This is a genomic window from Paraniabella aurantiaca, assembly GCF_050309965.1.
Taxonomy (GTDB): domain Bacteria; phylum Bacteroidota; class Bacteroidia; order Chitinophagales; family Chitinophagaceae; genus Niabella.
The window spans coordinates 473,698-490,362 of record NZ_JBLOSY010000001.1; the positions used below are offsets into that span (position 1 = coordinate 473,698).

At 42.1% G+C, this 16,665-nt stretch carries 15 protein-coding genes; 9 read left to right on the forward strand and 6 right to left on the reverse strand.

The window, feature by feature from the left end; all coding sequences use genetic code 11:
• Position 1: 1 nt before the first annotated feature.
• The gene (locus ACLOAU_RS02095) at positions 2–2,059 is read left to right on the forward strand and encodes a putative porin (protein WP_427860164.1); all 2,058 of its coding nucleotides are present in this window, start codon (positions 2–4) and stop codon (positions 2,057–2,059) included.
• A 456-nt stretch (positions 2,060–2,515) separates the two neighbouring features.
• Here ACLOAU_RS02095 and ACLOAU_RS02100 read toward each other — a convergent pair whose 3' ends face one another.
• Entirely contained in the window at positions 2,516–3,511 is a 996-nt protein-coding gene (locus tag ACLOAU_RS02100) for a DUF8428 domain-containing protein (protein WP_427860165.1), read from the reverse strand.
• A gap of 188 nt (positions 3,512–3,699) precedes the next feature.
• Here ACLOAU_RS02100 and holA point away from each other — a divergent pair, with 188 nt between their 5' ends.
• Complete coding sequence (gene holA, locus ACLOAU_RS02105) at positions 3,700–4,695, forward strand: DNA polymerase III subunit delta (RefSeq protein ID WP_427860166.1); 996 nt, start codon at positions 3,700–3,702, stop codon at positions 4,693–4,695.
• 135 nt (positions 4,696–4,830) lie between these two features.
• Here the strand turns inward: holA and ACLOAU_RS02110 are convergent, their stop codons facing one another.
• The gene (locus tag ACLOAU_RS02110; protein ID WP_427860167.1) at positions 4,831–5,916 is read right to left on the reverse strand and encodes an anhydro-N-acetylmuramic acid kinase; all 1,086 of its coding nucleotides are present in this window, start codon (positions 5,914–5,916) and stop codon (positions 4,831–4,833) included.
• Positions 5,917–6,164: 248 nt separating this feature from the next.
• Here ACLOAU_RS02110 and upp point away from each other — a divergent pair, with 248 nt between their 5' ends.
• From upp to ACLOAU_RS02125, 3 genes are all read left to right on the forward strand, one after another.
• Entirely contained in the window at positions 6,165–6,815 is a 651-nt protein-coding gene (upp, locus tag ACLOAU_RS02115) for a uracil phosphoribosyltransferase (RefSeq protein WP_427860168.1), read from the forward strand.
• Positions 6,816–7,018: 203 nt separating this feature from the next.
• Positions 7,019–8,359: an NADP-specific glutamate dehydrogenase gene (gdhA, locus tag ACLOAU_RS02120; protein ID WP_427860169.1), complete on the forward strand. Its 1,341-nt coding sequence runs from the start codon at positions 7,019–7,021 to the stop codon at positions 8,357–8,359.
• A gap of 68 nt (positions 8,360–8,427) precedes the next feature.
• The gene (locus tag ACLOAU_RS02125) at positions 8,428–9,126 is read left to right on the forward strand and encodes an SAM-dependent methyltransferase (RefSeq protein ID WP_427860170.1); all 699 of its coding nucleotides are present in this window, start codon (positions 8,428–8,430) and stop codon (positions 9,124–9,126) included.
• Here ACLOAU_RS02125 and ACLOAU_RS02130 read toward each other — a convergent pair.
• The gene (locus ACLOAU_RS02130; protein WP_427860171.1) at positions 9,115–9,561 is read right to left on the reverse strand and encodes a hypothetical protein; all 447 of its coding nucleotides are present in this window, start codon (positions 9,559–9,561) and stop codon (positions 9,115–9,117) included. The genes ACLOAU_RS02125 and ACLOAU_RS02130 overlap by 12 nt on opposite strands.
• Before the next feature lie 313 nt (positions 9,562–9,874).
• On the opposite strand from ACLOAU_RS02130, the gene ACLOAU_RS02135 reads away from it, so the two are divergent.
• The 4 genes from ACLOAU_RS02135 to ACLOAU_RS02150 all read left to right on the forward strand — a co-directional run bounded on the left by ACLOAU_RS02135 (position 9,875) and on the right by ACLOAU_RS02150 (position 14,135).
• A complete protein-coding gene (locus tag ACLOAU_RS02135; protein WP_427860172.1) occupies positions 9,875–10,582 on the forward strand; it encodes a GNAT family N-acetyltransferase in 708 nt (235 codons plus the stop codon).
• A gap of 13 nt (positions 10,583–10,595) precedes the next feature.
• Positions 10,596–11,813, forward strand: coding sequence for an argininosuccinate synthase (gene argG / locus ACLOAU_RS02140; protein ID WP_427860173.1), 1,218 nt, complete (start codon positions 10,596–10,598; stop codon positions 11,811–11,813).
• 86 nt (positions 11,814–11,899) lie between these two features.
• The gene (gene argC / locus ACLOAU_RS02145) at positions 11,900–12,883 is read left to right on the forward strand and encodes an N-acetyl-gamma-glutamyl-phosphate reductase (RefSeq protein WP_427860174.1); all 984 of its coding nucleotides are present in this window, start codon (positions 11,900–11,902) and stop codon (positions 12,881–12,883) included.
• A 112-nt stretch (positions 12,884–12,995) separates the two neighbouring features.
• Complete coding sequence (locus ACLOAU_RS02150) at positions 12,996–14,135, forward strand: sterol desaturase family protein (RefSeq protein ID WP_427860175.1); 1,140 nt, start codon at positions 12,996–12,998, stop codon at positions 14,133–14,135.
• A gap of 56 nt (positions 14,136–14,191) precedes the next feature.
• Here the strand turns inward: ACLOAU_RS02150 and ACLOAU_RS02155 are convergent, their stop codons facing one another.
• The 3 genes from ACLOAU_RS02155 to ACLOAU_RS02165 form a co-directional block, all read right to left on the reverse strand.
• Entirely contained in the window at positions 14,192–14,776 is a 585-nt protein-coding gene (locus ACLOAU_RS02155) for a DUF6624 domain-containing protein (protein ID WP_427860176.1), read from the reverse strand.
• A 93-nt stretch (positions 14,777–14,869) separates the two neighbouring features.
• Positions 14,870–15,697 carry an SAM hydrolase/SAM-dependent halogenase family protein gene (locus ACLOAU_RS02160; RefSeq protein ID WP_427860177.1) on the reverse strand — a complete coding sequence of 276 codons (828 nt, stop codon included), beginning with the start codon at positions 15,695–15,697 and terminating at the stop codon, positions 14,870–14,872.
• Between the two features lie 96 nt (positions 15,698–15,793).
• A complete protein-coding gene (locus ACLOAU_RS02165; protein ID WP_427860179.1) occupies positions 15,794–16,603 on the reverse strand; it encodes an SDR family oxidoreductase in 810 nt (269 codons plus the stop codon).
• Positions 16,604–16,665 lie beyond the last annotated feature (62 nt).

The following is a 16,665-nucleotide window of genomic DNA, read 5'->3' on the forward strand; positions in this document are numbered from 1 at the left end:
AATGAGGGGTATTTTTTTACTGGTATTGGTTTTAGTGGGCTTTTCTATATATGCTCAAAACCCTGTCAGGGGTGTTAGCGACAGGTTCAGAGGTATTGCGAACGCCGGGGGAGGAGCTGACTCAATAGGAAGACGGAATAAATTTGAAGACTCGGTTACGATTAGCTATCGATATCTCGATACCGCAAGAGCGTACCGGGTGGATTCCACCATTAATGATTTTACTGTAAAATATCCCATTCCGGCAGACTATTATCACCTTACTAATACAGGTGCGGCAGCGCAGTCTTTTTTATTCTCTCCTACTATGAAATCGGGCTGGGATGCCGGTTTTCATGCGTATGATATTTATAAATTTACGGTAGATAAAGCCCGTTTTTTTACAGTTACAAGGCCCTACTCGGAAATAAGTTACCTGCTAGGTACGCGCAGCGAACAAATGATTGAGCTGATGCATACACAAAACATTAAACCCCAGTGGAACGCCAGCGTTCATTACAGGATGGTTGGTGCTCCGGGTATTTATCGTAATCAAAAAACCAGTCATAATAATTACGCCATAACCAACTGGTTTCAAACCCAGGACAGGCGATATACCAATTATGTAGCCATCATTGCCAACAAGCTAAAAGGTAGCGAAAGCGGAGGTATACTCAACGATCAGAATTATATCGATAATCCCGACTTTGCTGATCGGTCCAGGGTGAATACCAAATTAGGTGGGGAGTCGGGTTTTGGATCCGGAATTTTTAACACGGATATCGCTACAGGTAATACTTATGAAGATTTTAATGCCGTAATGCGTCATCAATACGATCTAGGACGTAAAGATTCGCTGGTAAACGACAGCACGGTAATACCGCTGTTTTTCCCTCGTGTACGGTTAGAGCATACCATTCGATACAGCGCCTATAAATATCTTTTTTCAGATGCTAGCCCGCGGCCAGAATATTATAACGAGTATTATGATCTGCCTGGAGTAAATTCCCTTTTTCGAAGAGAAGACTTTTGGAAGGAGTTAATGAATGACTTCTCCATTTACACTTTCCCTGACGAAAAGAATACGCAACAGTTTTTGAAGCTTGGAGTTGCCCTGCAAAACTTAACGGGAACATTCAGGGATGGGGTTACTGAAACCACGGATGGTATCAACTACAGCGATGACAGGATCAATAAGGGTTATAACCTGATGGGACATGGCGAGTATCGAAACCGCACCAAAAACCAACGTTGGGACCTTTTAGCCAGGGGTAACCTGTATTTTATTGGAATGAACGCAGGAGACTACGATGCGGCTGCCAGTATTCAAAGCTCTTTCGGCGAGAAAATCGGGTCGCTTAAGCTGGGTTTTGAAAATGTAAACCGAAGTCCTTCTTATATTACGAATCCCAATAGTTCGTTTTACTATATGAAGGATACAGTAAGCTTCAAAAAGGAGAACAGTACGCACCTGTATGCTACGCTATATCAGCCTTTGCTGAAGTTGAGGTTAACCGGGCACTACTACCTGGTGAATAATTATATCTATTATACTGATTTTTACAATATCAACCAGGCCCCCTTATTTAATTTATTGCAGATATCTGCCCATAAAACATTTGCATTTGGCAAAAAAGACCAGTTCAAATGGATAACAGACAACTATTTTCAACAGGTAATTGGCAATGGTCCGGTAAATGTACCTTCCTGGTTAACCCGCAACCGTATTATGTACGAAGGCAACCTGGGTTTCAATAATCTCAAAATTGCCATGGGTTTTGATACAAGGTATCGCACTAATTATAAAGCCAATAATTATTCACCTTTGCTGGGACAGTTTTTTTACCAGGACAGTACTATGGTAAAATATAAACTACCCGATATCGCAGCATTTGTTCATTTCCGGATCAATTCGTTCAGGGCATTTTTGCGTGCCGAAAACCTCAATACATTCAGGAGCCTGGTTGGTGTAGATGGCAAGACCTCTTATGGATTCACCAATAACAATTTTGCAACGCCCGATTATCCTTATGCAGGCTTAATCATCAGATTCGGTATTTTCTGGGGGTTTGTTAACTAATATAAATTGCTTTGTACCAGGGTGTAAGTGCATCTTATTTTGATGGTTGGTTTACCACTACTTTATCATCCGGCGGGATTTTTAAAACTATCTAAACCCATATTTGCTATAATAAGGCCGGCTCTTTACGTATGATTGGGGCTTTCACGTGTAAGTTTTCAGATACGTTTGACCTGCCTTTTTACACCAATATATGCCAGTATAATATAAGCAGACTAAAAAACTATCAGTGATATGTCTGTCAAATCCCGGCTCTAATTCATATCGACTATGTAGAACTCATGTGAAAACCTTTCGCTGGTTTTAGCTTTACCTGATAAAGGGGCCACAATTTTTGCGAACATATGTTGTAAAGTGATAGCTGTCAATTTCATTTATACAACCTTTATATAGAAATACATCAAAAGAAAAGCCGCCCTTTTGAGGCGGCATTTATATTGGGGGTTTCTGATGTTATTAACCAAAGATTCCTTTCCTAAGGCTTCTGATGCCTTCGCCTATTTTAAAGCCGTTATGATATACTTCAATTTTGTAATCACCGGGTTTAAAGCCTTCCAGGTTTTTAATGGGGAAAGAAACGCCTTTACGGGTACCTGTTTCATATTCTACAGGGATTTTCGCTGTAAAGTTCCTGTCACCATCCTGGCGGGTAGTCATGGCTCCTGAGCCTAATTCAGAATTCTGAACAATAGCGCCTTTAGGGTCAGTAACAATCACGTAAAGATCGGCAGGACCTGAAGTAGTAATCCTGTTTTCGATATTAAAGGCGATCTGTAATTTATCTACTTTTCTGGCAAAGCTGGTTTCTTTCTCTTTACCATTTTTTCTTTCTTTCAAAGGAGTAACTGACATACCTGATGCTGCCAATGTGCTGGCTACATCAACAGTGTTAGCCAATTCATCATTTTCTGCAGTGCGCATGTCCAGGTTCTGGCTCAACACGTTTTTTTCAGATGTTAAATGCGTGTTGCGTGCTGTTAACTCCTGATTTTCGCCTTTAAGCTGTGTAACCTGAGCTTCCAGTCTTCCGATCTGGCCATTCAGTTCGCCTATCAGCTGGCGTGCTCTTTTCAAATCAGCAGCTGTAGCATTATTGCTGCTCAATATTTTATTGATTTCAGCTTTTCTTGAATCGATCTCTTTTTGCAAAGCTGTTTTTTCACCCTGCAGGTTATTATTAGCTCCTGTAATAGAGTCCAGGCGCATTTCAGCCAGGTTAAACATTTGTCTTAACGAATCTGATTCAGACATGACTGTTTCAGTCTGAGCATCTGTACCGGAAAAGACATTTCCGCCTTCAGAGCCCGAATTTTTATTCCAAAGCATGAAGCCCCATGTTCCAAGTAATGCGGCAACAAGGAGGCCGATAATAAGGTTTCTACCACCGTTGGAACCAGAGGGCGTATTATTGGATGGCTGCTGAGAGGCAGAGGGATAATTTGTGTTTGCCATAAAACAATAATTTTTTTAATTTAAAAACTGCACTAAAAAACTGCAAATTAACGCAGTAGGTTAAAGAATTTCCTAATATTTCTAAAAATGTCTTTACAGTCAAAACATAAATTATGCCAAATCAAGAAAGGTTGGTACTGTCTTCGTTATTTTGATAATATTTTGGGATTTAAAATTATCTTGCGTGCATGTCCGTGGATAAGGTAATATCAGATTGGAAGAAAAATGCTTATAAACCAGTATATTGGATAGAAGGCGACGAGGAATTCTATGTAGATCAACTGGTAAATTATGCAGAACATCATATTCTTAGCGAAAGTGAAGCCTCTTTTAACCTCACCATTTTTTATGGGAAGGACGCTGCCTGGCCCGATGTGTTAAACGCATGCCGCAAGTATCCTATGTTTTCTGACAGGCAGGTTGTAATTGTAAAGGAGGCCCAGCAAATGAAAGATGTAGATAAGCTGGAGCCCTATATTCAGACACCCTTATCATCTACTATATTATTGGTAGCATTTAAGGATAAGAAGCTGGATTCACGCACCAAGTTTGCCAAACTGGTAAAAGACAAAACGGAATATATTGTTACCAAGAAGTTATACGACAATGCACTGCCCGAATGGGTGAATACTGTTGTAAAAAGTATGGGTTATACGATATCGCCAAAGGCCAACAGCCTGATCGTAGACCATATTGGTAATGACCTGAGCCGGATTAAAAATGAGGTTGATAAAATACTCATTAACCTGGGCACCCGGAAATCCATTACCGAAGAAGATGTAGAGAATTATGTAGGCATCAGTAAGGAGTTTAACGTATTTGAGTTGCAGAACGCTATTGCTACACGTAATCTGGCCAAAGCGGTACGTATCATCCAGTATTTTGCGGCCAACCCTAAAATAGCGCCCATTCAACTCGTATTACCCTCACTGTATTCTTTTTTCAATAAAACCTATATGGTTTATGGCGCCTCCGGCGGAGAAGACGCTATTGCCAAACAGATTGGTGTAGGACCATTTTTCGTAAAGAGTTATTTACAGGCTTCAAAAACTTACAGCTTCCGGGATGTAGAGAAAATACTGCTGCTGCTGCATAGCTACAACCTCAAAAGCCTGGGCATTAATACCGCCAGGGTAGAGGATGCCGAACTGTTAAAGGAAATGGTGGTAAAGATTATGATGTAGGAAGGGAACGTTCATGGTTCATAGCCAATAGTTCATAGCTGATCAGTATCGGCTACAAGCGTTTATCTGTGAACGATCATGCACAAAATTTCATCTGCCTTCTGTCTGCTATCAACTGTCCGCTGTCGTCCCTCCTTATTCCTCCTGTCCCATCCACATAGCTCCACCTACGCTATTACGTGTTGCCCCGGTTACCGAGCTCAGTACATTGTATTCTTCGCGCCAGCGCAATACACCTATTAAGGCCATAATTAGTGCCTCTTTGTATTGAACCAATTGCTCATCCGGGATGATAACCTTTATAGACCCCAGTGCTTCTTGTAAGCGTTCTATCAAATAACCGTTTAATGCGCCACCGCCTGTTACCAGTAGTTGTTCTTCTCCATTAGCAGATACCCGGTTGCTCATAACAGCATTTTTAATCTGCCTTACAATATGGGCCACATAAGTATGCAGGGCATCCGCAGTAGTTAGTCCGTATTTCTTGATAATAGGAAATACGGTATCAGTACCAAAACTATTGGCTAATGATTTAGGGATAGGAAGGGTGTAATAAGTCAGGCCATTGAGTTCATTAAGCAGTGCCTGGTTTACCTGTCCGCTTCTGGCCAATGCACCGTCCCTGTCAAATTCTTGTCCGGCTTCGTTGGCCAGCATATTCAAAACACGGTTAGCCGCACAAATATCGAAGGCTTTATAACCATCGTTGCTAATGGAAATATTGGCAATGCCACCGATATTAAGGAAGTATTGGTAATTAGAAAAAAACAGTTGCTCCCCGATCGGCACAATAGGCGCTCCCTGGCCACCAAAGGCAATATCCATCGCCCTCAGGTCTGTAACCACCGGCAACTGGGTAGTTGCGGCAATGGCAGCCCCGTCTCCCAATTGTGCCGTCATTTTTTTTGCAGGGATATGAAAAGTAGTATGTCCATGCGATGCGATAACAGCAACTTTAAAATGCAACTGATGTTTTTCTATAAACTCATTAACACATTGACCTATATAATGGCCATATGCTGTATGCAGGAGTTGATAATCTAATGCAGAAAGCGAAGTGGCATTTTTTAATTGCTCGATCCATTCGCTGCTGTAAGGGATGCAGTCCGCATGAACCAGCTCATAACTCCACTTACCCCCATTTTCCAAAATTTCAGCAAACACAATATCCAATCCGTCGAGGGAGCTGCCGCTCATTAAGCCTATAGCACGATAAACCATGGTAGTTCTAAAACAATTTAAGTAATAAAAAGGACAGGAGCGCTTTAACAGCAGATATCCAGCAGACCAACGACCTGAGCCATAATAAAGGGTGCGACACCTGCTGCACCAAACGCCGGCCCCTGCCCGGGCGGGGCTATCATTTATATTCTCAGGCCGGGCTCATAAAAAATATAAAATCCTGTATGTTTGCGAAAGTAATAAAACACACCAGTAATTATATCGCTCAACAAAAAAAGCCAATACCAATGATCATAAATTTAAGTGAGAGTCATAGCCTGCTGAGTAACTGGGTAAGTGAATTGAGGGATGTGGAAGTGCAGAACGATCGTATGCGGTTCAGGCGCAATTTAGAGCGTATTGGCGAAGTGATCGCCTATGAAATAAGTAAAACATTACCCTTCGAAATAGTCGAAACGCAAACACCTTTAGGTATTTCTAACAGCAAAAAGCTATCAGAACAGCCCGTATTGGCCACCATTTTGCGTGCAGGTTTGGCCTTGCATCAGGGATTATTGAGTTATTTTGACAAAGGCGATAATGCATTTATATCGGCCTACCGCAAGCATCACAAAGATGGTAGCTTCGAAATAGAGATTGAATATATAAGTACGCCGGAGCTGGACAACCGTATTATTATTATTTCGGATCCAATGCTGGCTACCGGAGCTTCGCTGGTAAAAACGGTGCAGTTCCTGAAAAATGAGGGTAAGCCCAAGGATATTCATATTGCTGCTGCAATAGCATGTGTAGACGGTTTGGAATACGTAACACGCGAAGTACCTGAAGCAACCATCTGGTGCGGGGATATTGATGAGGAAATTACCGCGAAGGGCTATATTGTACCGGGATTGGGAGATGCCGGAGACCTGGCTTATGGCAGTAAAACACAGAATTGATCTGTAATATTATAAGAACTGATTGGAGCAGCTCACGAGGGCTGCTTTTTTTTGTAAAACCTGGAGTTTTGTTTAATATTTCTATGCTGTGGTAAATATTTATTATCAATTAATGGCATTGCATTGAAAAAAATCTAAAAAAAATAGTGATCATTAATTAGTGTTTATGTACTTTTCCGGTTAATGTAAATTTTTGTTGCAATATGAATCAATCTACCACCCGGTTTCTGGAACTGGTTAGTAAAAGAAATGCAGGAGAACCGGAGTTTCTACAGGCCGTTACTGAAGTAGCAGAGTCACTTATTCCTTATATAGAATCGCAGCCCAGGTATAAAAACAGTAAAATATTAGAACGTATTGCCGAGCCGGAGCGCGTGGTGATATTCAGGGTTCCCTGGTTAGATGATAACGGTGAGGTACAGGTCAACAGGGGCTTTCGTGTTCAAATGAACAGTTCGATAGGACCTTACAAAGGAGGGCTGCGGTTTCATCCAACTGTTACACTCAGCGTCTTAAAATTTCTGGCTTTTGAACAGGTATTCAAAAACAGCCTCACGGGTTTGCCCATGGGCGGAGGAAAAGGTGGGGCAGACTTTGATCCAAAGGATAAGTCTGATAACGAGATCATGAAATTCTGCCAGAGCTTTATGACGGAGTTGTACAGGCATGTAGGAAATGATGTAGATATACCCGCCGGCGACATAGGTGTGGGTAAAAGAGAAATTGGCTATTTATTTGGACAATACAAGCGGATAACGGGGACATTTAATGGTGTGTTAACCGGCAAAGCTTTCGAATGGGGTGGTAGTTTGATACGGCCTGAAGCAACGGGATACGGGTTGGTTTATTTTGTGGAAGAAATGTTGAAGGACAGGGAAGAGACCCTTGTTGGTAAAAGGATACTTATTTCCGGTTCGGGAAATGTGGCACAGTTTGCTGCAGAAAAATGTATCAACCATGGGGCTAAAGTGCTTACGATGTCCGATTCTGAAGGATTTATATACGATCCGTCGGGGATAGACCAGGAAAAGCTGGAGTTTATCAAAGAACTGAAAAATCAGCGCCGGGGCCGTATTAAAGTGTATGCCGACCACTTTGGCTGCGAATATTATGCGGGAGAAAAGCCCTGGAAGATTAAATGTGACATAGCCCTGCCCAATGCGACACAAAACGAGCTGGCTTTGGATGACGCCGAAATGCTGATCAGCAATGGTTGTTATTGTGTTGCAGAAGGGGCTAATATGCCCTGTACGCCTGAGGCTGTGGCAGCTTTTAATAATGCAAAAGTATTATATGCGCCCGGTAAAGCGGCCAATGCCGGTGGTGTAGCGGTTTCTGGCCTGGAGATGTCGCAGAACTCACTACGCTACAGCTGGGGCAGGGAGAAAGTGGATCACAAGCTCAAAACGATCATGATGGATATTCATCAGATCTGTGTTAAATACGGCAAAGACGAGCACGGGCATATCAATTACGAAAAAGGAGCTAATATAGGAGGATTTGTAAAAGTTGCGGAAGCCATGTTGTCGCAAGGTGTGGTGTAAGGCAGATAGGCGAAGAGTTCAACAAGCGTAAAACGCCTAATTGTAGTATCATTGTGCAAATAATCGCTATGTCTGTACAGGTTTATCTTATTCCCACTTTTTTGTATGAAGATGCATTACATGTGCTACCGGCCTATTTGCTGGAAGCAATAGAGAAATGTAATGTGTTATTTGTCGAGAATGAACGCTCGGCCAGGCGATACATCAAGCAACTAAAAAGAGAAATTGTTATTGATGACTACGAATGGTTCACGATAGGAAAGGCGGAGCAGGGGGTGGTCCAGGCTTTTCGGGCCTGTTTAAAGGAGCGTAAAACCATTGGTATTATCAGCGAAGCCGGGTGTCCTGGCGTGGCCGATCCTGGACAGATACTGGTAGGGGTCGCCCAGGAAATGGGAGCGGTAGTTACACCTCTGGTTGGTCCCAGCTCTATTTTACTGGCGTTAATGGCCAGTGGTATGAACGGGCAGCAATTTGCTTTTACAGGCTATCTTCCGATAGATAACCAGCAAAGAATAAAAGCGGTAAAAGAGCTGGAGCTGGAGTCGAATAAGAAAAACAGTACGCAGATCTTCATTGAAACGCCTTATCGCAATAATCAGATGCTGGAAACCCTGTTAAAAACCTGCCAGCCCGCCACCCGAATATGCGTAGCTGTTAATATTACCGGGCCCGACGAAGTAATTAAAACACTAACGGTGCAGCAATGGCAGCAGCAAACCATCGATTTGCATAAAAAGCCTGCAATTTTCCTGTTAAAAGCCTGATGCCGGCGTGGCCTCTTTCATAGAGATAATGCTGTCAACAATGTAACGGGTATTTCCACGCCAGGGCAGGGCGCCATTGTATTCTTTATAATGAAGGTCGAATCGCTTGCCCGAGTTCATTTTCAGGATATCAAATACTTTTTTATCCTTTATAGAAAACTCGAACTCATTAGACTGTACACCGCCGGTTGCGGAACCTCTTATCCCTTCCTGTATCAGCTTTCCTTCAAAGGTTTTAAATAGCTGGCCTTTTTCCACTGCAAAATTTAAATAGCCCGACTTGACGCCGTCTGAGGTGTAAGGATAATAGAATTTCCAATAGATATAGCCTGATCCCAGCAATAAAATGACCAAAACAGCCATGAAAAAGTACCTGGCACAGCCACGGCGTTTCTTCGGGGGCACAGTTGATGCCGGAATGGGTTCTATAGGCATAAAAAGGTTTTACTTAATTAAATTTTAATAATACAATATTAATTTATTGCACTAAATTTGCGGCTCTAAAGTACTATTTGTTTTTATATGAACAATCTTTTAAGTCATACCAAACATTTTATGTTTCACCCGGATATCACTACCGGTGTGTACGCGGTTGGCTTTGATGTGTTTATATTTTCGCCACGTCCGCAACGCTGTTGTCCTATATGCTGACAGGACATACCTATCGCCAGAGGCGCCTGTCAGTGGAAAAATTCGGAACCTAACAAACTTTCGGGCAGGCACCCAACACAATTTAGAAATACAAATAGTGGACAATCAGGAAATTATAGTAAGAGTTGCAAACTCTGAAGATAAGAAATTCTCTACCATCATTACCGATGAAATGGAGTCGTCGGCCAAAGCAAGAGGCACAGGCATCGCCAAAAGAAGTCCCGAATATATTGAGATGAAGATTGATGAGGGAAAGGCAGTTATAGCTCTTACCAAAGGGGGCGACTGGGTCGGATTTTGTTATATCGAAACCTGGAGCCACGGCGAATATGTTGCCAATTCAGGTTTGATCGTATCGCCCAATTACCGTAAAAGTGGCGTTGCCAAAAAGATCAAACAAACCATTTTTAATTTAAGCAGGAAGCTTTATCCCCAGGCGAAGATATTTGGTTTAACTACCGGCTTGGCTGTAATGAAGATCAATAGCGAACTGGGATATGAGCCGGTTACTTATTCGGAGTTAACGCAGGATGAGCAATTTTGGGCGGGATGCAAGAGTTGTGTGAACTACGAGATCCTGATGAGCAAGGAAAGGAAGAACTGTATGTGTACGGCCATGTTATATGATCCTAAAGATCATTATGAGCCTGAAGAAACAAAAGCTTTCTTTGAAGAGAACCAGTCGAGCCTCGAGCGGTTGTTACGTTTTAAACAATGGAAGTTTTTAAAGCCGTTTCGCCGCAAAGAAAAGAATGGTGGCGGAGGCTCATCGTTAAAAGTATTTTTTAATTCACTTTTTCATTAAAATAAATTATTAGATGGCTAAAAAAGTTGTTTTAGGTTTCAGCGGCGGTTTAGATACTACTTTTTGTGCAAAGTATTTAACCGAAGAAAAAGGTTATGAAGTGCATAGCATTATCGTAAACACCGGCGGTTTTAGCGAGCAGGAGTTAGAGCAGGTAGAAGCTCATGCAAAAAAGCTGGGCGTGAAATCGCACAAAACAGTAAACGCCGTTAAAAACTATTATGACTCTATTATCAAATACCTTGTATTTGGTAATATCTTAAAAAATAATACCTATCCCTTAAGTGTTTCCGCCGAAAGGTTAAGCCAGGCGCTTCATATTGCTGACTATGCCAAACACCTGAACGCTGATGCCGTGGCCCATGGCAGCACAGGTGCGGGTAACGACCAGGTACGTTTTGATATGGTGTTAAATATCATTGCGCCAGGCACAGAGATTATCACGCCGATCCGCGATCTGAAACTGAGCCGTGAATCGGAAATTGAATACCTGAAGAGCAAAGGTGTTGAAATGAATTTCGAAAAAGCCGTTTACTCTATTAACAAAGGGCTTTGGGGCACCAGTGTGGGTGGAAAAGAAACTTTGAACTCGAAAGGGTTATTACCTGAAGAAGCATGGCCAACCCAGGTTACTAAAACAGGTAGTGAAGAGGTAACCCTGGAATTTGAAAAAGGAGAGTTGGTGAAAGTAAATGAGAAATCTTTTGATCATCCTACAGAAGCCATCCAGTATTTGCAAACCATTGCCGGTCCTTACGGTATCGGTCGCGATATTCATGTAGGTGATACGATTATTGGTATTAAAGGCCGTGTAGGCTTTGAGGCGGCGGCACCTATGCTGATCTTAAAAGGCCACCATGCGCTTGAAAAGCATGTGTTAAGCAAATGGCAGTTACAGTGGAAAGACCAGATATCGCAGTTTTATGGCACCTGGTTACATGAAGGGCAGATACTGGATCCGGTAATGCGCGATATGGAGGCATATCTCGAAAGTAGCCAGCGTAATGTAACGGGCAAAGTATTTATACAGTTACATCCTTATCGTTACCAGGTAATAGGCATTGAAAGTGAGTTTGACCTGATGAACAGTGCTTTTGGTAGCTATGGTGAAATGAATGCAGGTTTTACCGGCGATGATGTAAAAGGCTTTACGCGTATATTTGGCAATCAGACAGCCATTTACCACCTGGTAAAAGAAAGCGTGAATCAAAAGAACGCAAGCGAATTCTAAATAGAGCTGGCAGTTAATAGATGACAGTTGACGGAAGAAGTCATAACTATCATCTGACGTTTCTGTCAACTATCAACTTCATAATTATGATAAACGTAGGAATCATCGGCGGAGCAGGATATACAGGAGGGGAGTTGATCAGGTTATTGATCAATCACCCGGAAGTGCATATTGGTTATATTCACAGTCGCAGCAATGCCGGTAAATATGTTTATGAAGTACACAAAGACCTGATTGGTGATACAGATCTGAAATTTAGTGGCGAAGTATTACAGGATATTGATTGCCTGTTCCTTTGCCTCGGTCATGGCGAATCTACTAAATTCCTGCAGGAGGAGCCTGTTAAAGATTCCATTAAGATTATTGACCTGGCTAACGATTTTCGTTTAAGAAAAGATAATGTACAGGCGGCTATTAACCGCACTTTTGTATATGGTTTGCCTGAGTTGAATAAAGATGCAATTAAGAGTGCCCAAAATATTGCGAACCCCGGATGCTTTGCTACCACAATACAACTAGGCTTATTGCCACTGGCAAAAGCCGGGTTATTAAAAGACATTTATACAACAGGCATTACCGGTAGCACAGGGGCAGGCCAATCATTAAGCGCTACTTCTCATTTTAGCTGGAGAGCTAACAATATTCAGGCATATAAAACTTTAACACACCAGCACCTGGGAGAAATAGGCGAATCCTTACACCAGCTGCAGGGCGACGATACTGATTTTGATTTGAGTTTTGTGCCCTGGCGAGGCGATTTTACCAGGGGGATTTTTGTGAGCTCTACGGTTACTACTGATCTGGCTTTAGAAGAATTATATCCTTTGTTTGAAGATTTTTATAAAGATCATCCATTTACACAGGTAAGCAAAACATCTGTATTTTTAAAGCAGGTGGTAAATACCAATAAGGCGGTTATTCATTTAGAAAAAGCAGGTAATAAGCTGGTGGTGCATTCTGCGTTGGACAACCTCTTAAAAGGTGCCAGCGGGCAGGCCGTGCACAACATGAACCTGGTGTTTGGTTTAGAAGAAACACTGGGATTAAGATTGAAACCGGCTGCTTTTTAGCAGATCCGTTTTTATTTTTAACGGCATTTATTATCGGGCCGGAGATTGTTTACTGTTCTGATTATTGTAAAGCAAATCAGTAATTTCACTGTTCAGAGAGATTTATTGACTTATGGCTAAATATGAACGACTAAAAATAGGCCGCGGGTATATCAGCGGCTATTGTTCCATTTTTCTTTCAATTCTTGCACTGGGGGGTATGCTGTGCTTCCGGTATCCCGAACGGTTAACTACTCCAGAGTTCAGGGAAGTGTACACCGGTGAAAGCATGGCCACATTGATCACGGCAGTAGTGATTGCAGCTTTCTTTTTTGCTTTGCTCAGTTTGATTCTAAGCAAAAAGATCAAACTGGCTGCAATGGGCGCTGGTTTATCGGGCATTGCGGTTGTATTAGGTGCATTCGGCATGGAAGGGCGTAGTGTTGAGAAAACATCCTGGCATATCGGGCTGGATTGGCTGCTCCTGGATCTGCTGTTAATGGCCGTCATCTTCGTACCACTCGAGTTATTCTTTCCTAAACGTAATCAACAATCGAGGTTTCATGAAGAGTGGAGAACCGACCTGGTTTATTTTGCTATCAGTCACTTGTTTATTCAATTTTTCGGGGTGGTAACCCAAAAGCCGGCCATGTTGTTCTTTGGCTGGATCGGCTTGGATAAAGTGCATGCCTGGGTGGCTGATCTTCCGTTCATTTTAGGCTTATTACTGGCATTTTTTGCCACTGACCTGTTTCAGTACTGGGCACACCGCATTTTTCATAACCATGTGTATTTATGGCGGTTCCATTCTGTACACCACTCAACCCAAAATATGGACTGGCTGGCGGGTAGCCGTACCCATTTTATCGATATATTCTTTACCAGGGCCATGACTTTTGTACCTTTGTATATACTGGGTTTCTCGCAGCCGGTGTTTAATGCTTATATTATTTTCATTGCAGTACATGCGGTGTTGATTCACTCTAATGTGCGGATCAATTTCGGTTTCTTAAAATATATCTTTACAACCCCTCAATACCACCACTGGCATCATTGCGAGGATCCTAAATATTACGGTAAAAACTTTGCTTCTATCTTCCCCTTTATCGACTGGATTTTTGGTACGTATTATCTACCTGGTAAAGAATGGCCGGCCGGAACAGGTGTAAGAGAGGCTGAATATCCTAAGGGATTTGTAAAACAAAGCATTTATCCCTTTACAAAAAGTCCTTTTGATAGCAATTTGAATATGGATGAGCAAAGTGACCGGTAGTTAGGATTGGACAGTGCCTGCAGCGTAATTGCGGGGAGTTATAAGTATTATATTTATTATTTTTTCTCCTGGGCAGGAGCGGCAGGAGAAACATAGATAATTCCAAAACGTTTTGCATAGTCTTCAATAGGCTCCAGTCCCACAGCGGCTCTTCTTTTATTTACATTGGCTTCATCTTCTATAGGAAAAAAGACGGACTTTCTTTCTGAACCACTTTGCGTAAGTTGGCTACCATATATCTGCTTTTTACCTTGTTTGGTCAATATCCTGTCTTCCAGTAAAGCAAGATCCTGGGGCCGCGCTTTTCCCTTTTTCACTGCTTCGCGTAGTAAAGGGAGATAAGTTACCTGAGTTAAGGAATCAGCATGTTGGATAACAAGAAAGATGGTTCGTGCGCCCTGTTCGGCAACTTTATCAGGTCCTGGCCACCCGTGAGTGCTGATGATTTTTTTAACTTTGATGAGATTGATAGAGTCCTGAACGTTTATTTTTTTCCATAATGAATCGACCTGCGTGGACTGCAATCCATATTGCTTTTGAACTCCAGCCATATTAACCCTGTCGATTTGATCAGCGTTATAAATAGTATCGAGAATAGCGATTAATTGTGTATCATTTTTTTTGAACGGTGTTGACCCCATATGTCAAATGAAGCGAGTAGAAGCAGGAAGTGCAAGATGTTTTTTTTCATGGCTGCTAAATTATTACGTAAAATATACCGGAGCGACACCTGCTTATTCAAAATAAACCTTCACCGTCTGGTATAACAGCTGGTTTTGCATAATCACCGAAGAGCGGCTGGCCTTGTCTGAGTAGCCTTTTAAGCCAAATAGCCCCGCAGCATTGCCTTTGTTGATCGCAATTTCAAGATAGTCGGCACTATTGAAAAGCGCCAGTTTTTCGCCTTCGGGAACATCAGCATAAGATTCACTGATTTTATTGATCATTTCATCCCGCAGGAACACAATTTTAAAACCCCGACCCTGGCGCTGGTCTTCAAACTGTTTTTTGGTAATATTCACTACAACATTTTCAAAATTGTCGATAAAGATGATCTGCCCTTCAATAAAATTGGCACTTTCCAGTGGAAGCAGCGGATTCTTTTCAACAAAACTGACATCAGGAATGCCAATTTTTTGAATAGACTCTCCGTTGGCTAAACGGGCGATAGTTTCTGCAATGACCTTGGTACAATATAATGTGTTCTTGTTCGCAGCTTTATCCAGTTTAATACCCATTACCATATCCGGCTTCTCTTCCAGTATCATATTCAACAAACCATTGTCGGCACAGAATATATATTGGTTTTTATGAAAAGCCAGCAAAAGGTTTTTTGGCTTTTTATCAAACAGGTTAACAAGTATGATGTGGTAAGTAAATTCGGGGAAATTCTTAAATGCTCCACGGCATACATAAGAAGCCTGCGGAAAGTTGAAGGGAGCTATGTTGTGAGAAATATCTATAAGTTGCAGATCGTTGCTTGCTTGCAGCAGTTGAGCTTTTATGGCCCCGATAAGGTAGTCGTTATGCCCGATATCTGATGTAAGTGTTACAAAGTTCATTTAGGAGTTACTGCCAGTCCGCTTCTTAATGGAGCGATGCAATTTATATATTTTTTTATATACGATACTAATTTATGCCAGCTGTAATAAAACGGTCTATTTAATAAGTTCTTTATTTTTAAAATAGAACTTATGTACCAGCTTATCAGCTAATCCCGGAAAGAACTTGTTCAGGAACACGGTTTCTTTACCGGTAAATGTCAATACCAGGGTTCTTTTCTTTTTCCTGATAGCATCCAGTAACAGCACAGCACATTCTTCTGCGGTCATCATTTTGCCTTCATCCATCGGGTTCTCCTTCTGTTGCTCTCCTTTATCGTTCAATGCATGGTCCCTTATTTTAGAAGCCGTGAAGCCCGGGCTCACCCACATTACATGCACCCCGTCATCTTTCAATTCAGTTTTCAACGATTCAAGGAAGCCCTGTAGTGCGAATTTGCTGGCCGAATAACCTGTTCTGCCCGGAAGGCCCCTGTAGCCCGCTATAGACGAAATGCCTACTATAGTGCCCTTGCTTTCGATTAAAGCTGGCAGTGCAAATTTCGTGCAGTAAATAGCGCCAAAAAAGTTAACATCCATTACTTTTTTAATCACCTCCAATTCGAGCTCTTTAAACAAGCCCCGCATACTGATGCCGGCATTGTTTACCAGTAAATCAATCCGGCCAAAGACCTTTAAGGTAGAGTCGATAAACTTTTTACAGTCGGCTTCCTGGCTCACATCTGCCACCAGTGTATGTAAAGGCAGTGAAGGGTGCTGCGCCTGTAATTCATAAAGCTTGTCGTGACTGCGCCCACAGGTAGCCACTTTGGCGCCATAGCTGAGTAAAGTCTCTACAAGAGCTCTGCCAATGCCATCGGTACCGCCGGTTATAACCGCTACTTTGTCTTTGAAATGGACATTCATTAAAACAGGATAAGATGATTTTGGCAAACCTACTTATAAAACGGCAAAAACCAATATAGGCG

Coding starts and splice junctions, on each gene's coding strand:
- ACLOAU_RS02095 (WP_427860164.1), top strand. CDS start 2: ATGAGGGGTATTTTTTTACTGGTATTGGTTTTAGTGGGCTTTTCTATA.
- ACLOAU_RS02130 (WP_427860171.1), bottom strand. CDS start 9,561: ATGCCTATAGAACCCATTCCGGCATCAACTGTGCCCCCGAAGAAACGC.
- holA (WP_427860166.1), top strand. CDS start 3,700: ATGTCCGTGGATAAGGTAATATCAGATTGGAAGAAAAATGCTTATAAA.
- ACLOAU_RS02100 (WP_427860165.1), bottom strand. CDS start 3,511: ATGGCAAACACAAATTATCCCTCTGCCTCTCAGCAGCCATCCAATAAT.
- ACLOAU_RS02110 (WP_427860167.1), bottom strand. CDS start 5,916: ATGGTTTATCGTGCTATAGGCTTAATGAGCGGCAGCTCCCTCGACGGA.
- ACLOAU_RS02125 (WP_427860170.1), top strand. CDS start 8,428: ATGTCTGTACAGGTTTATCTTATTCCCACTTTTTTGTATGAAGATGCA.
- ACLOAU_RS02150 (WP_427860175.1), top strand. CDS start 12,996: ATGGCTAAATATGAACGACTAAAAATAGGCCGCGGGTATATCAGCGGC.
- gdhA (WP_427860169.1), top strand. CDS start 7,019: ATGAATCAATCTACCACCCGGTTTCTGGAACTGGTTAGTAAAAGAAAT.
- ACLOAU_RS02155 (WP_427860176.1), bottom strand. CDS start 14,776: ATGGGGTCAACACCGTTCAAAAAAAATGATACACAATTAATCGCTATT.
- upp (WP_427860168.1), top strand. CDS start 6,165: ATGATCATAAATTTAAGTGAGAGTCATAGCCTGCTGAGTAACTGGGTA.
- ACLOAU_RS02165 (WP_427860179.1), bottom strand. CDS start 16,603: ATGAATGTCCATTTCAAAGACAAAGTAGCGGTTATAACCGGCGGTACC.
- argG (WP_427860173.1), top strand. CDS start 10,596: ATGGCTAAAAAAGTTGTTTTAGGTTTCAGCGGCGGTTTAGATACTACT.
- ACLOAU_RS02160 (WP_427860177.1), bottom strand. CDS start 15,697: ATGAACTTTGTAACACTTACATCAGATATCGGGCATAACGACTACCTT.
- argC (WP_427860174.1), top strand. CDS start 11,900: ATGATAAACGTAGGAATCATCGGCGGAGCAGGATATACAGGAGGGGAG.